Raw genomic sequence first — 15,452 nt, 5'->3', positions numbered from 1 at the left:
TCGCAAACAATCCGGCTCTTCCCGAAAAGGGGCCAAGTACAGAACGTCGATTCCTCGGTTTTCGGCGAATGGAGAAATTATGCCTTCCGATCAGGTCATCGACCACGACAGCTGGAACCACTCACCGGCAAAACTGCCCCGGCAGTCCAAGATCACTCTGGGCAACATCCATGGCGTTTTGCCCTTCGACGGCAAGCGCACGCCGAGCTTCCGAAGCTCCGTCGCCCATCGGGTCTGGGTTACCTACCGAACCGCCGCGAATGGCTACAAGCCCAAAGTGGGAATCGGGGAGAGCGCCGCAGAGGTTGCATCTGCGCATGAATTGCTCATAGCCCCAGATCTCCATGATCTGCGCTTTCAGCCCCTCACCGTCCCGTACACAAACGCGTTTGGCAAGAAAAGGCGGTATACCCACGACCTCCTTGCAACTTTTGTCGATGGACGCCGGCGGCTTATCTTTGTGCGGAACAGCGATAGCCTGTCGAAGCCGCAAACATGGCGCGACATCGAGGCGATCAGGGCGGCAACACCTCGAGATGCAGCAGATGACATGATCGTTGTGAACGCGGGTGACTATTCGCGCCAGCGGCGGGAGAATCTGTTCCGGCTGCATGAAGCAATCCAGCAGCCGGATGATGAGACCGATGACATAGTCCTGTGGACAGCTCGCAACCACACAAGGCTATGGCTTATGCGTGATCTGTTTCCCCAAATCAATCTTCCGCAATCCTGTGTCTTCCGCTCCTGCTACCGCCTGATTGCCCGCAGAAAGCTTGTCGCTAATCTCGACAATGTAATCGCTGAGTGGTCCCGTATTGGAGTGGCCCAGTGACTGTCGCACCGAGATATAACTTCCCCACGGGAACGGAAATCTCTCTGCACGGGCGTGAATTGGTGGTGTCGAAGGTCAGTGACACGGGCTACGAGCTTGCCGAGCCGATCACTGGCGGTGTCAACATCATGGGGTTTGCGGAGTTGGCAGAACTCGCCAGATCCGGGGCAATGACTTTTGAGAACCCCGGCATCACTCCCCAAGGAAGTGCCTCGTTGCGGCTGAAAGGGCTCTCGGTCGCGGCTCAGCTGTCGGAAGACCAGCAAAAATACGGCCGGTTCCACTACGCCATTTGTATCGCGGTCCGGCAGCTCCAGACCCAACGCATTGCGATTGAAGGCCGCAAGACATTCAGGCTCTCAATCCGAGAACTCGACAAGGTTGAAAACCGGAAGTTTATTCGTCCGATCGTTGAGGCAATTTTTGGAGAACGCGTTCACCTCGGTACACGCAAGATCAAGGGCGGCTGCCAGAAGGCCTGGTTCCTCTATAAGGGGCGTACACTCAAAAAGTACCACGACATCTTTGAGGCATTGCCGGACGACGACGATCCGATTGCTGCACTAGCAACTCTAGACCATCTCAAGGGTAATGAAACATCCCGGCTGCCTTGGCGCCTGAAGGAGCTGATGACGCAGGCTTGGGAAGAGATGGGTCTCGATCTTAAAGGGAGGGCGCCTGCGAATGTTCTCGCCCACCTGGAAGCGCTCGTGACTCGGGAAAACGAGACCCGGGCGCTGAACCAGTTGAATGCCCTTTCCGTTCCCTCGCAGATGGCACTGGTCAGGCATCGCAAAGAACTCCTGACCCCGACCGAGTATCTCGTCGCCACGAAAGGGGAGCGCTTCGTCCGCAACAAGCGCGGACGTGGCAGTACCGACCTCCGCGCCCTGATGATCGCAGAGTTCTGCGAAATGGACGAATGCAAGCCTTCTCTTGTAACCTCGGCAAAAACCAAGGGATACTGGCACTGCCTTTCTGAAAACTTGCAATCAGCGATGGAGTGGGCGGACAAGGAAATTCGCCGCCGCTTCTGCATCCTCGTCTTGTTGGATGTTGCGACCCGGATGCCGCTTGCGTGGGTCATCAGCGACCAGCCTAAGGCCGAGGCGACGCTTCAGCTTTTACGGATGGCGACGCGCGACAAGACCCGGGAAAAGCGCATCTACGGGTGCGAGGGCGATCCCATGCCAGCCCTGTCGTTGGGCATGGTACGCAATGACAACGGCTCTGGTCTGAGGAATTCGGTAGTAAAGACAGCTCTTCTGGGCGTCGGCGCAGCAATAACTGATGTTCGCACTCATGCGGCAGCGGACAAACCCTACGTCGAGCGCATGTTCGGCACCACGGAGTCGATGCTGTTCAAACTCTTGCATGGATACACAGGTCGCAAGCCAGGCGAACTGCCCGGGTACGATGCGAACGCTGCCGGTGTGCTGGACGTCGATCTCCTGTACGAAATCCTCACCAAGTTCTTCATCGACGAGTATCCTTCTCTTCGGCACATGGGGGTAGGCATGGGCGGCAGGCGGCCCGCCGAAGTCTATAAGGAGATCAACGCAACTCGCGGGATTTTTAAAATTGCTGATGAGGATCGGCGCCGCGTCCACCTCGGCTGGAAATTTGATCTGAAACCCAACGACGAGGGTGTACGGGTTCTCTCAGGTCTTTTCTACTCCTCCGATACCTTCCAGCAAGAAGTCGATAATTGGCCAGGCAAGGTGTCGGTTTTTATCGACCCCGACAACCTCAACTTTGCCACCGCGGTAATTCCCGGGCGATCGACCCTGTTTCGCCTTGCCCTCCAGACCACGGTTTTCGCCGACCTCACAGTCTCAGAGTTCTTGGAACTGATGGAAAGCTATCGGCGTGAAGATCCTGAAACGACTGCCCTCTACGAAGATCGGATCGCGAAAGTTCGGATCGAAAGGTTTGAGCTACTGAAGAAAATTGGTGTGGAGCGGCGATTGCCGCGCAGCTACGTCACGATCGAGGAGGCAAAAGCCAAGGCGCGCGTTCTCTTCTCGGCCTCACGCATTGTGTCAACCCCAGTGCCATCGAACACCGTTGCTCCTGGCAGCTTGGCGAATTGCGACTCAGGTCCAGGTGTTCTGCCCATTGGCAATGCCCAGGTGATCGATCAGGAACCGACGCCGCCCGCGTCATTGCCGCCGGCCGACATCACGTCCCAACAGACTCCGGTCGAGCGGTCTTCTCAACGTACGAAGAAGCCCCGCCGCCTAGGGCGCCCAGATCATGGCGGTGAGTTCTCATAACTTCCCGCCACCGTAAAAACACAAGGAATCCGAGGCAATAGCTGCTCTACAACCAGAGGAAATTTCCATGGGCTTTATTGACGACAAGCGCGTGAGCGCGGCGCGCGACCTGCAGGATGCGCACTACAGCTTCCCGCGGGCCAGCGTTCTCCGCGAAGCGTTCACTGAGTGTGTGACCGATTATTTCATCAAGGCCAGCAACGGAGGCCATTTTGAAGCCCGTGGCCTCGTCGTTACGGGCGAGTCCAGGGTGGGGAAGACTTCGGAAACGATCAAGCTCATCAAAGAATTCAACGACAGTCAAACCCTCATGCCCAACGGAAGGCCAGGAGAAATACTCTATTGCAAACTCGATGGTTCGGTCAGCTGGAAGGACCTTGGGCAAAAGACGCTCGAAAAGCTCGGGTACAGCGCCTCTCCCAGGCGGACGCAAAGCGAAATCTGGCGTCTCGTGCGCCATCACAGTCGCGAACTCGGCGTGATAGGCTTTTACTACGACGAGTGCCAACACGTCTTCACGCCTGGTTCCAAGTCGAACCGCATTTTCTTGGATAGCTTCAAGTCCCTGATGAAAGAACCCGAATGGCCTCTGATACTGGTCTTGTCGGGTGTCCCAGCCCTTGGGACATATGTGCATTCCGAAGAGCAGCTATCCCACTTGCTGACACCGGTTCATTTCGATGAGATCAGCCTTGGCAAGAGCGCCGACCCGGCCAAGGACCCTGACATGATCGAGCTGAACAAACTTGTATATGCTTATGCCGAACTTGCTGAGGTCGATGTCGAGGCGGTTGTGGATGTCGACTTCCTGGAGCGGCTGGACTTTGCATGTTGCTCACGCTGGGGACTGGTCATTGAGCTCATGATTAGGGCATTCGCGTTGTGTCGGATGCGCGGAAAGGATGTTGTCACACTCAAGATGTTCACGAAAGCGTACGATAGGGGTTCCCGTCTCCCCAAAGGCCTATCACCCTTCACCGCACCGGACTACCGGGACATCTTCGAGAGGGCGAAGCTCCTAGAGATAATCAACAAGACATAGCAGACGCGGCAAAATCAAAGGCTGCATCGAGGGCTCGCATTCGCGGGCCCTTTTTCTTGGCTAAGGGTGTGCATGCTTATGTGTTTGCTGTGCATACTTATGCCTCAACGAGCAGAAGAAAAAGCTATAACCAATTGACTAATAACATATTTTTGCAGCGTCACGCCGATGCGAATCGATTGGGTGTGCAAACTTATGAGTCATTGGCACCATCAGGATCTGCCCGATAGCGGCGGCGTTTCCGGCGCGCAGACCGGGAGCTGGCCAAAAGTTTGCCAGAAGGTTGCCGGGGCGCTCTGGCGACAGACGCCGTTGCGGCAGCCTTTGCGCTTAACTTGACAAAAGAACTAGGGTTAAATAACTGACCCCGGGCGCAGCGGATGATGCGCCATCCAGCAAGACTCTGCACCTCAGCGGTGCAGGGCTCCAGCCATTCTCGATCACGACACCGATCAACACGGCGGCACCCTGTGCCGATGGCTGGAGAGACATGTGACACAGGGCAATCCCCCACCCTCAAATGACAGCGCCCGCCGCCGCCCGCAGCGGATCCTGATCCGGCGAGCCTTGCGCCAGGTCTCCGCCCTTATGCGCTGCGCAAAGGATATGGCAGCGATCTCTCCGCCGTCCGGTCATAGCGGCATGGCGCGCTGGAGCCTGACCGGATTGCCGCCCAGCCCACGTGTGATCCCTGAATGGGAGAGGCCAATCATGACCGCTAACCCGTTGTTCCCCCTGCAAACCATGGCCAGCCCCCCGGCATCGTTCCTTGCCACTGTGCGCGCCGCCCCCGGACAAAGCTATATCGCCGCCAATTGGAGCCCATCATGACCACCCGCAGACCAGCGGCCCTTGCCGCGCTGTTGCTGATCCCCGCCTTCGTCGCCGCGCAGGAGGCGCCGGTGTCGCCAACCCCTCCCGCCCCGCCGGTGCCGCAGGTCGCAGCCGATGCCGCGGCATCGGTGATGCCGCAGATCCCCGCGACCACAGGCTCCGCCGCGCAAGCCCCAGCAGCAGCACCGGCACCGCAACCTGATGCGCCGCAGACCGCGGATGCCGCCGCCCCGGCGCAACAGCAGCGCCTTGCGCAGACCGCCAGCGATGCCACCGCGCAGGCCATGGCGCTCCTGCGTGATGGCGGTCCCTCGATCTGGGTGATTGCCGCTCTTTCGGTGATCACGCTGACGCTGATCCTGTGGAAGATCTGGCGGCTCGCGCTGATCGGCGCCTGGTCCCGGGGCAAGGTCGGCCGCGCTGTCGCCGCCTTTGAACGCGGCGAACCGGACATCGCCCGCGATATCGTCCGGGGCCGTCGCGGCATCCGCTCCAAAGTGGTCGCAACCGCGCTGGCCTCCGTCCACACCCTGCCCGAAGACCGCGCCCGCGAAGAAACCGCCCGCGTCGCCAAGCTGCATCTGGCCTCCGCCGGCTCTGGCCTTGGCGCGCTGGAGCTGATCGCCACCATCGCCCCGCTGCTTGGCCTTCTGGGTACGGTTCTCGGCATGATCGCGGCCTTTCAGGCCTTGCAGGCCGCCGGGTCCAAGGCCGATCCCGCCTTGCTGGCCGGCGGCATCTGGGAGGCGCTCCTGACCACTGCGGCCGGCATGGGTGTGGCCATTCCCGCCTCCGCCGCCCTCACCTGGTTCGAATCCGTGATCAGCCGCATTCGCCGAGACCTTGAGGACAGCGCCACCCGCATCTTTGTCGCCCACCAGCCGCCATCACTGAAACTGGCCGCCGAGTAAGCCGATGCACCTCACCCAAGCTCAGCGCCCCCGACGCAAACCCAGCCTGACGCCGATGATCGACGTGGTGTTCCTGCTCTTGGTGTTTTTCATGCTGGCCTCCCGCTTTGGCACCGATGCGGTGCTCGACCTGCCGCTTGCGGGTCAGGGCGGCAGCTACAACGGCCCGCCCCGGCTGATCGGCATCGGTGCCGGAAATCTCGATCTCAACGGCCAGCCGGTGGCCGAGAGCAACCTGCCAGCGGCGCTCGCCCTGCTGATGGACAGCCCCGGTGACATGCTGGTGCTGCGCGGGCGCGATCAGGCCGATGTGCAGCGGATCACCGATGTGACCACCCTGCTGCGGCAGGCCGGGTTCAGCAATTTTGTGCTGGTGGACTGAGGAGACCCCGTGGACCTGACCGATCCCCCCCGCCGGATGCGCACGGAATCCATCGTGCCGATGATCAACGTCGTATTTCTGCTGCTGATCTTCTTCCTCATGACCTCGCGGCTCGCCCAGCCTGACCCGTTCGAGGTGACCCCGCCCGCCGCCGCGCTGGAGGGTGAGCCAACATCCGATGCCGTGCTCTTTATCGACGCTACCGGGCGGCTGAGCTTCGACGGCCACGAAGGCACCGCCGCGCTCAGCCGACTTGCCGACGCCAGCGGCAAAACCATTCAGCTGCGCGCCGATGCCCGGTTGCCCGCAACCGAACTGGCGCGGATCCTGCGTCAGCTGGCCGCCGCCGGGCTCAGCCGCGCCGAACTGGTGGTGCGCCCACAATGAAACGCGCCGCCGAACTCACTGTCTTTGCCGGGATCGCCACGGTGATTCACGTTGCCCTGTTTGCCAGCGCCCCCAGATCCGGCGCCCAGTCCAGCGGCGCCGGCGGCGATGCTCTCGTCTCGGTTCAGGCCGCCAGCGCCACCGTGGTCGAGATGGTCGAAACCTGGGAGCGCCCGCCGCAGACCCAGCCCCGGATCGACACCGATCTGACCCCGCCACAGACCGCCCCTTCGGCCCCCGTGATACCGCAGTTCGACCTGGCGCAGGCGCCCAGCGCCGCACGGCAGCTCGCGATCAGCCCTCCGCCCCCCGCTGACAGGCTCGACGTCGACAGCGCACCACCGCCGCCGCCGCCAGCGCCACCGCAGACCGTGCCGCGACCACAGCCCGATCCCGGTCTGCGCCCCCGCGCAAAACCACGCGCCAAGCCGGAGCCACAACCGCAAAACGCCCGCAAAGCCGAACAGAGATCATCGGGGCGCGATGCCCAGCGCGCTGCCGGATCGGGCGGCGGCGCCGAGGCGGGTCAGGCGGGCAGCTCCGCAGCTGCCACCGCAGAGGCCGGTCGACAGGCCAAGCTTCAGGCGATCTGGGGGGCCAAGATCCGCGCCCGTATCGAACGGCGCAAACGCTACCCGTCAGGCGCGCGCGGCAACGGGCGGGTGGTGGTGCGTCTCACCGTTGCCCGCAGCGGTCAGCTGATCAGCCACCGGATCGCCAGATCCTCCGGCAATGCCGCGCTGGATCAGGCCGCGCTTCAGGCCGTCGCCCGCGCCGCAAATTTCCCCGCCGCCCCCCGGCAGCTGACGCTTAGCCAGATGACCTTCAGCCTGCCGATGGATTTTTCGAAGTAACGGCGCGACCGGCCAAGCGCGCCCTTGTGCAGGCGTGAAACCCTGTCCGCGCCCCGTCGCAGGATCACCGCGCCACCGATGCGCCCGCAGGCCGGCGCCAGTGTCGGCGCCTGTTCGCCTAATCTGTTCGCCTAATCTGGTTGCCCAGTCTGGTCGCCCAGTCTGTTAACCTCACAGAAATATCCGTTGCGGTCTTACCAGATATCCGCGCCCGCACGCTCTGCAACGCCCAGAAAAAGTATCAGCCTGCCTGTCCGAATGTTTCGCGCGCGAAACAATTAGACAGGGACGCTGACCTTTTCCACAGCACGAGCTGACAACCGGGCTGCCCCAGACACGGACCATGCCGCGCCACCTCGCACCCAAGGTTTACGCCGCAGGCCGCTGTGCCTCAGCGACCGCAAGCTCCGCCATCTCAAGGATCGCCGCGCGGGTGTCGGCCACCGCGATGAACCGGGCGTTGTGGCAGAATTTGGCCCCCTTGACCCCGCAGGCCGCCTCAAGCGCGGCATCGGTCAGCCCGGCCCAGGCCGCAGGCAGATCGGCGCGGCTTTCAAAGCTGTCGCCGCTCTTGCGGATGGTGGTCAGCGTCCAGTCGCTGCTGCGCGGATGGACCACGAACAAGAGATGGTCAGCCCCGGCCGCCTCGACCGCCGCGCGAAAGGGCATTCCCATCGGCAGCTCCAGCACCCGCGCCGCACCTGCGGCCTCGATCGCGCTCAGCACTATGACCTCGGCGCGCCGTTTCGCCGCCCTCCCCCGGACCGCCGCCTCGACAAAGGCGCGCGCCACCGGCAGTGCTGCCAGAAACGCCTGATCATCCGCGCCCTCGCGGCTGTCGTCAAACGCCGGCTTCAGCGTCTCCAGCAGCACCGGCAGCGTCATTCCCGCCAGCGGCCCCGCTACCGAAGGTTCTATCGCGCCATTGTCCAGCAGATCCACCGGCAGCACGAACCCCTGGTCAAAACTGTGGTGGATCGCCTCGATATCCGCCTCCGGCACCGCCAGACTGCGCAGGTAATCGCGGCCATAATGCCGCCAGATCAGCCCGAAGGAGCTATAGGGCTGGCCATCGTCGCGCAGCGGATTGGGGCGCTGGTGATGATCGAAAACCTGCGCCTCGGCATCATAGGCCCGGCCCACGTCATAGATGATCCGCCCCGCCTGCGGCGTGATCCAGGCCTCCTCCCGCGAGCGCAGCAGCGTGGCATCGGGAAACAGCCGCGTCAGAATGACCGAGGACAGCAGTTCATCGGCATGAAACCCGCCGGAATGGGTCACAAGATGGGTGATGGTCATCAAAGGCGCTCCGCAAGGGCTAACAGGCGTCGGGCACCCGCAAGGCCACCCATCGGTATCAAAGGCGGCGTCGCCATGCGCGCATCATCACGCCCTCGGCGCCGCGCCAGGCTCTCCCCCCGGATAGCGCATCGTGCTGGCAAATTACAGGGGCGAAAAACACCCGCAGATCATTGGCTTGAGACACCCAGTGGCAGGTCGGCTAGGCGGCGGGTTTGCGGACCTGAATACGGGTCCATTTCTCGCCGCTCCACAGATCATGCAGCGCGCCGATCTGGCCCAGCAGCGCGCGCTGGGGGGCGGCCTCGGCATCGCGCAGGTCGAGGATGATCGCCCCATCGGGTTTGACGCTGTTCTTCCAGAAGGTCTCATAGGTGCTGACCGGATAGTGAAAACCGCAGCTGAGCAGCGACAGCGCCAGATCGACATCTCCGATCCGGTTCGGATCCTCGCGGCCCGGATTCACCGTCGTCACATCCGCCACGCCATTGGCGGTCAGAAACGCCCGCGCGGTGCTGAGACTGCTATAGGCGGCCCCTTCGGCGTCGAAGCCGAAATGGGTCGCCTCATTGTCTTCCAGGTCGATCAGGGTGATCGCGCAGGCAAACTCCCGCGCCAGAAACAGATCAATGAAGCCATAGCCACATCCGATATCCGCGACATGTTTCGGCGCAAGTGTCTCCAGCGTGGGCTTCAGCGCCAGATACTCAAGATAGAGCACGGAAATCGCGCGTTTCAGCAGCAGATCGCCGCGGCGCGCCACTTCGTCCTGCAACTCCTCCGGCTTGCCCTTGGACCAGCGCCGGATCGGTCGGCCGGGACGGTCCAGATCAAAGAGCACCTCGGACCGCTGAAGCACGGTGTTCAGAATATCGGCCTCGCTGAACATGGACAGATCCAGCGTTTCGACCACGCTGGACTGGGCAACCTCTGTGACACGATCTGCGTTGAACATCCTCGCGCTCCTTGCGTCTTCTGTGGCTCTGCGCTGCTGCCGGGCAGCACATCGGTCTGATACCATGAGACCGCAGACAGCGGTAGGAAAACATCCTTCGCAGGCTTGGACTTATCGCAGGTTCGGCATGCGGTCAGTACATCACCGTGTTGAGCGTGACCTCGGGCCGCTGGCCTGCGGCGAGCTTGGCGCTGCCACGGGCGATCAGCCAGCCATCTTCCCGTTCCAGCCGCGCGACAAGCCGCCGGGCGGTATGGTTCTGCGGCAGCTCTGTCTGCGGCAGGCTGAATGCGATCTGCCGGCTGGCGCCATCGCTGATGAGATCGACCCGCGCCGCAGTGTCATCGGGCGCATCTGCCTGCGACGGATCCGACAGGAAGACGGTGATCCGCCCCTTCGGGATCTTGCCCTCGCCGGCAAAGGTGACAATCCCCTGCACCGCTCCCGGCTGTGCCCGGCCGCGGTCAGCGGTGACCACCAGCGCAGTTGCAGCCAGCCCGAGGATCAGCTGACGCCGGTGCAGCGGCTGGATGTGGGACCGAGGTTGGGACTGTCTGATAGACTGCGGGGCAAGATAGCGGGGCATGGTGTTTCCTCTCCCGAAACATAGCCAGCACAGGGGGCGCAATCGGCCCCCTGTGCCTGTTCGTATCAGATCAGATGATCACAAAATCATCTGCTGTCAGCTGTAGCCCGGACTGCAACTGGGCGAACTGGATCGCATCGTCACCACCCCGACCGTCCGCGTCATAGGTCAGCGCACCGCTGGAGGTGTTGTAGACAATCCGGTCCGCCGCATCGAGCGCGGTACCCGAAGCGCTGCTGTGGAAGGCGCCAAAGTCCAGCACACCCTCTGCGCCCACTTCGGTGAAGATCGCGCTGTCCAGCAGGATGGTGTCACTGGCCACATCGAAGTCGCGGATCTCGTCGATATTGTCCGCACCCAGCTCGGTCGAGAAGCGGAAGTAATCGTCTCCCTGACCACCAAAGAGCGTATCCGCCATCAGACCGCCATCCAGCATGTCGTTGCCACGTCCGCCCCTGAGCACATCCTCGCCCGCCTCGCCCGGCTGCGCCGGTGCCGGTGGGAATTCGACCGAGACATTCAACTCATAGGTGGAGCCTTCAGGCACGCTCTCGGACCAGCCATCGGCGGTATCCGGCGACCAGCTGCCCTCAAGGATGTAGTAGGTGCCGGTTTGCTCAACCACAAAGACAGTGCTGGAGTCGCGGTTGCTGGTGGAGCCGGGATCGCCGCCGCCATCATCGTTCTGGGTGACGATATTGCCCTCGCTGTCCAGCAGCCGAACCCAGCTGTCGTGAACATTGGGATCGGCAATCCCGTCGATGTCGATGGTCAGCACGGTGCCCGCCGCCAGATCAATGCGGTAGTAACCACCCGCCCCGTTGCCGGTGGCATTCACTGTTGTGTGCAGCACGCTGGTCGAGTCAAAGATATCCGGGTCCTCGGTCAGCGAGAAGTTATCCGAGATATCAAAGGCGGTTTCGATCGAGTTATTGGTCGCATCCGGACCCAGCGTGGCGTAGCCGGTGCCAAGACCGGGCTGCGGGATCGCATCCGCGGCATCGGCAAAATCCCCCAGCAGGGTGTCATCCCCGTTGCCGCCTTTCAGGGTGTCATTGCCCCCCTGCCCGGTCAGCACATTGTCGGAGCCGTCGCCCTTGATCCGGTCATTGAAACCGGAGCCGGAGATGTTCTCGATGGAAACATAGGTGTCACCCGCGGTCTTGCCATTGGCCATGTTCAGCTTCACGCCACGGGTCGCATTGGCGTAGTCGGCCGTATCGCTGCCCGCGCCGCCATCAAGCAGGTCCGCCCCGCCACCGCCGGTCAGAACATCGTCGCCGGCACCGCCGCTCAGGGTGTTTTCGCCATCCGAGCCGATCAGGTGATCGTCATGGAGTGAGCCAACCGCGTTTTCCACATCCACGATGATGTCATGACGGATCGTGGTGCCGCGTCCGACGATCTGCACCGGTCCGTCAGCGTCGCCGCCACGGGCTGTGCCGTTTTCCAGATCGACAGTCACCCCGACCGAGCTGGTGGTATAGACCACGGTATCCACGCCTGCGCCGCCGTCGAGATAGTCCTGACCGCTGCCGCCGATCAGAACGTCATCGCCGTCCTCACCATAGAGCATGTCACCGTCGTTGCCGCCATCCAGCGTGTCGTCACCGCCGCCGCCATTGAAGACGTCGCCGCCGCCCTGACCCCAGAAATGGTTGTTGTCGGAGGTGCCGATAAACCGGTCGATCCGATCATCCGAGCCGATCAGGTTTTCAATGCTGTAGAAGGTATCGCCCGAAGCGGTGCCCCCGCTGGCCACATTGGTTTCCAGGTTGACCAGCAGCTGGAACGGGCTTTCCTGGCTGAAATCAACGGTGTCGATCCCTGCCCCGCCGCGGAACACATCGGCCCCCGCCTGACCGCGCAGCAGGTCGTTGCCATCGCCGCCGTCCAGCAGGTCGTCGCCCGCTCCGCCGTTGATGGTATCATTGCCATCGCCACCATAAAGCGCGTCATTGCCATCGTCGGTTTCGGTCTGATCCTCAAGGTCAGCAATATCAATGGTGTTGTTGATGTCGCGGCTGGCCAGCGTATCGCGCCCGCCAATGATCAGATCATCGCCACCAAGGCCAAAGATGGTGTTGCCACCGGCACCGCCATCCAGCGTCTCATTGCTGTCATCCCCGATGATCAGACTGTCCAGCGCGTCGGTTGGCCCTTCGTTCGGCGCATCCGGCGCGTCGCTGCCCGGTGTTCCCGGCGTGCCGCCCGCGTAGATGATGGTCTCCACATTGGCGATGTCGCCCAGATCCAGCCCATCGGCCACCACGATCACGGTGTCATTGCCGCCGTTTTCTTCCTCGCGAACGATATCATCAATGGAATCAACGAAATAGACGTCATCTCCGCCATTGCCGGCCATGCGGTCATTGCCCGCGCGCCCGTCCAGAACATTGTCGCCGTCATTGCCGATCAGGATATCGTCGTAGCTGCTGCCGATCCCTGTCTCGATGTAGTATTCAGTCTGATCCGCGTTGTGCCCGGCAAAGATCGACACATTGTTGTTGTGCCCGTTGACGCTGGAAAACTCACCGGCACGCAGGTCCAGAATGGTACTGGCGGTGGAGCCGGAGAAGTCGATGGTGTCATCGCCGCCGGTGTCATGGATCACAAAACCGATATCGTGCTGCGGCCCGTCCTCGGTCAGCAGGTAGCCGTATTCGCTGCTGTTGAAGCCATAGGTATTGTCATCGGTATTGAGGTTGATGGTCTGATAGGTCCGCACGCCCTCATCATCGACGGTGGAGAAATAGCGGCGAATGATCGCCTCGATATCACCCATTAGCGGGGTCACCGCTGACCAGCGCGTATCCTCGCCCACGTCGATACCATCGAAATAGGACATGACGCTGTATTGCTGACGGTCATAGGTCCAGGTCGCATTGTTCAGATAGTTGATCTGCACGCCGCCGGGGCCGCTGTAGTTATACAGACCGGGGTGGTTCAGGCCGAATTCATGGCCGAACTCATGCACAAAGGTATCAAAGACATAGCCGCCAAGGTCGGTGATATTCGGCTCGGTATCGTGGAAGCGCTGGCCGACGCTGACATAGCGGTCGCTGGAAAAGGCGCTGCCGTCGCTTTGTTCGCCGATTTCCGGGCTGACAACCTCCATCCAGTGCACATCGGCATCAAAGGGGGCGTCATCGACGATCTCGAATTGCAACGGCGTGACTGCGGACCACATCTCCAGCGCGCCGATGGCCGCCTCTTTGTAGCTGGGGTGATCATTCAGCCCGGTCAGGTTGATCACCAGCGGTTCAGCGGCGATTTCCGGCGTCAGGCTGCGTCCCAGCGCACCCAGATAATCGAGAAACCCCTCGTAATCCTCGCTTTTGCCAAAGGGGTTCTCCGGCGTTTGATCATTGGTCCACCAGTCTGTGCTGGTCTCGGTTGATGTTGGCATGTTGGCCTCCCTGTCATTCAACCCAATCGTTCAACCCCGAGTAGTCAGATATGATGGGCAAAATTCACCCGCAGCCCTCCGCAGGCATGTCGGAGCGCCCGGGCCGCCATCGGCTGACCTCGGAGATTATAGATATATTGGTTTCGTGCCCTGATCGTTTCCGAATTGAATGATCGTTCAACTCACTATTTTTGGTGAGTTTTTCGACATTCCTTGGTTTCGGCAAAAGCTGGCCCATTGACGTCGGGGCATGAGCGAAGTTGTGCGGACAGTTGCAAGGGCCGCAGAACCGCGCAGAACGGCGAATTGACAGGTGACCGCCGTTCCGTTGATCGAATCAATCATAGGTAGCACAACTGACGCCCACAGCATGACCCCGCCCCAGCCCTGCCGCGCCACGACCGGGCCACAACCGGGCCAGCACGCCGGTAACCGGGCCGCAGGCCTCCTCTGCCATCGGGGGGGCTGATTTGGGCCGCCGGATAAGCTCTGTTGCACAAATCGTGTGAAGGGGGCGCTTCCCCTTTCCCCGGACGGACTTACCCTACGGGCACTGTGACGGGTATGCCAAGGGCGGTGTAGCTGTTTAGAACCGCGATCCGGATTTGGTGTCCAGCCACCTGTCGGTCGAAGTCTCGTGAGGCGATGCGTTCGCCGAAGGATTTCAGACATCGCATCTTTGCCTCGATCCGACTTCGGGCATGATAGCCGGTCCATCGCTTCCAGATGGCCCGCCCGAGGTGCCGGGTGGCGCGCAGGATCCCGTTGCGGGCCGTTGCGGCCGGACAGTCTTCCTTCCAAAGGCGCTCGTTCTTGCGGATAGGGATGACGGCGGCGGCGCCTCGATCCAGGATGGCCGTATGGCAGCGGCGCGTGTCGTAGGCGCCATCCCTTGCCCGGCAGTGCATGTCTACATGCACGAGAAGGCGGTCACGGTGCAGATCTGTTCCTCTGGCGGCACTGGCTCAGCAGTTCGGGCAGGGCCGGACTGTCGCCTTTGTCGCTGGAGGGGTTTTGTTGCACAAATCATCTGAGGGACCAACTGCTCATGCCCGTCAGCTACCACTCTGGATTCAAACAGTGAATCCCTCAGATGATTTGTGCAACAAAGCCGTGACAACCTCAAATCAATGCCTATTAAATGAAGGCAAAGTGACCCTGTTTTTTCTACTTTTCACCCTCGTGCAGAGTGAGATAAAGTAAATACACTGGACCACCCAGAAGCATGCTATTCACACCCAACCTCAATCCAACAAGCATGTCCCTATCCGGTAACCAAAATTTCAAAACAACACAAATCAAATAAAGACTCAGAAAAGGTTTGAATTTTTCACTTTTCACAGGGCATCTCTCGCCAATCTAAATTTTAAATACATCAATTTCTGCATGCCAATATTCAGAATTTCCTCAAGAACTAATTATATTAGAAAAACGACCTCAACTTCACCTGAGGAATTTTCCCCTAACTAACCGCCTAACAGGCCGACCCTCGACGCCAAAAATTTGATATACTCCCCAAAACACCCACATTTGCTCAGCTATTATAAAAGTGGAACCCAGCAAATACGGATATATAGGTATGGCACATATAGCAATTAAAATCCTCGCCGCATGATTATTTACCGACACATATCCCGCAATAATTGACTCCACCACCATCAATATTAATATTACCAGAGATGATA

General features: G+C 60.8%; 11 protein-coding genes and 1 pseudogene. 7 read left to right on the top strand and 5 right to left on the bottom strand.

From position 1 onward, the window contains the following. Positions 1–79 precede the first annotated feature (79 nt). From VWY34_RS13775 to VWY34_RS13745, 7 genes are all read left to right on the top strand, one after another. Positions 80–832 (top strand): Tn7 transposase TnsA N-terminal domain-containing protein, encoded by a 753-nt coding sequence (locus VWY34_RS13775; protein WP_416545688.1) that lies wholly within the window; start codon positions 80–82, stop codon positions 830–832. Next, on the top strand, positions 829–3,108 hold the full coding sequence (locus VWY34_RS13770) for a hypothetical protein (protein WP_416545686.1): 2,280 nt from the start codon (positions 829–831) through the stop codon (positions 3,106–3,108). The genes VWY34_RS13775 and VWY34_RS13770 overlap by 4 nt, the downstream gene beginning before the upstream one ends. A 67-nt stretch (positions 3,109–3,175) precedes the next feature. Then, entirely contained in the window at positions 3,176–4,150 is a 975-nt protein-coding gene (locus tag VWY34_RS13765) for an ATP-binding protein (protein ID WP_416545684.1), read from the top strand. An 827-nt stretch (positions 4,151–4,977) separates the two neighbouring features. After that, entirely contained in the window at positions 4,978–5,895 is a 918-nt protein-coding gene (locus VWY34_RS13760) for a MotA/TolQ/ExbB proton channel family protein (protein ID WP_416545682.1), read from the top strand. Positions 5,896–5,899: 4 nt separating this feature from the next. Continuing rightward, on the top strand, positions 5,900–6,277 hold the full coding sequence (locus VWY34_RS13755; protein ID WP_340547270.1) for an ExbD/TolR family protein: 378 nt from the start codon (positions 5,900–5,902) through the stop codon (positions 6,275–6,277). Positions 6,278–6,286: 9 nt separating this feature from the next. After that, entirely contained in the window at positions 6,287–6,664 is a 378-nt protein-coding gene (locus VWY34_RS13750) for an ExbD/TolR family protein (RefSeq protein WP_416545680.1), read from the top strand. Continuing rightward, positions 6,661–7,518 carry a TonB family protein gene (locus VWY34_RS13745; RefSeq protein WP_416545678.1) on the top strand — a complete coding sequence of 286 codons (858 nt, stop codon included), beginning with the start codon at positions 6,661–6,663 and terminating at the stop codon, positions 7,516–7,518. Before VWY34_RS13750 ends, VWY34_RS13745 begins: the two co-directional genes overlap by 4 nt. 369 nt (positions 7,519–7,887) lie before the next feature. Here the strand turns inward: VWY34_RS13745 and VWY34_RS13740 are convergent, their stop codons facing one another. The 5 genes and pseudogenes from VWY34_RS13740 to VWY34_RS13720 all read right to left on the bottom strand — a co-directional run. Then, on the bottom strand, positions 7,888–8,817 hold the full coding sequence (locus tag VWY34_RS13740) for an MYG1 family protein (protein ID WP_416558550.1): 930 nt from the start codon (positions 8,815–8,817) through the stop codon (positions 7,888–7,890). A 202-nt stretch (positions 8,818–9,019) separates the two neighbouring features. Beyond that, a complete protein-coding gene (locus VWY34_RS13735) occupies positions 9,020–9,772 on the bottom strand; it encodes a hypothetical protein (RefSeq protein WP_416535151.1) in 753 nt (250 codons plus the stop codon). Positions 9,773–9,905: 133 nt separating this feature from the next. After that, positions 9,906–10,358 (bottom strand): hypothetical protein, encoded by a 453-nt coding sequence (locus VWY34_RS13730; RefSeq protein WP_340547275.1) that lies wholly within the window; start codon positions 10,356–10,358, stop codon positions 9,906–9,908. Positions 10,359–10,428: 70 nt separating this feature from the next. Next, positions 10,429–13,767, bottom strand: coding sequence for a M10 family metallopeptidase C-terminal domain-containing protein (locus VWY34_RS13725; RefSeq protein ID WP_416545676.1), 3,339 nt, complete (start codon positions 13,765–13,767; stop codon positions 10,429–10,431). Positions 13,768–14,306: 539 nt separating this feature from the next. Then, a pseudogene (locus VWY34_RS13720) lies at positions 14,307–14,775 on the bottom strand (transposase); the annotation flags it as partial. Between the last annotated feature and the right edge of the window lie 677 nt (positions 14,776–15,452).

Origin of the sequence: Phaeobacter sp. JH20_02 (assembly GCF_048056915.1) — a bacterium.
GTDB lineage: Bacteria > Pseudomonadota > Alphaproteobacteria > Rhodobacterales > Rhodobacteraceae > Phaeobacter > Phaeobacter bryozoorum.
This window is presented reverse-complemented; position numbering and strand designations above follow the sequence as displayed.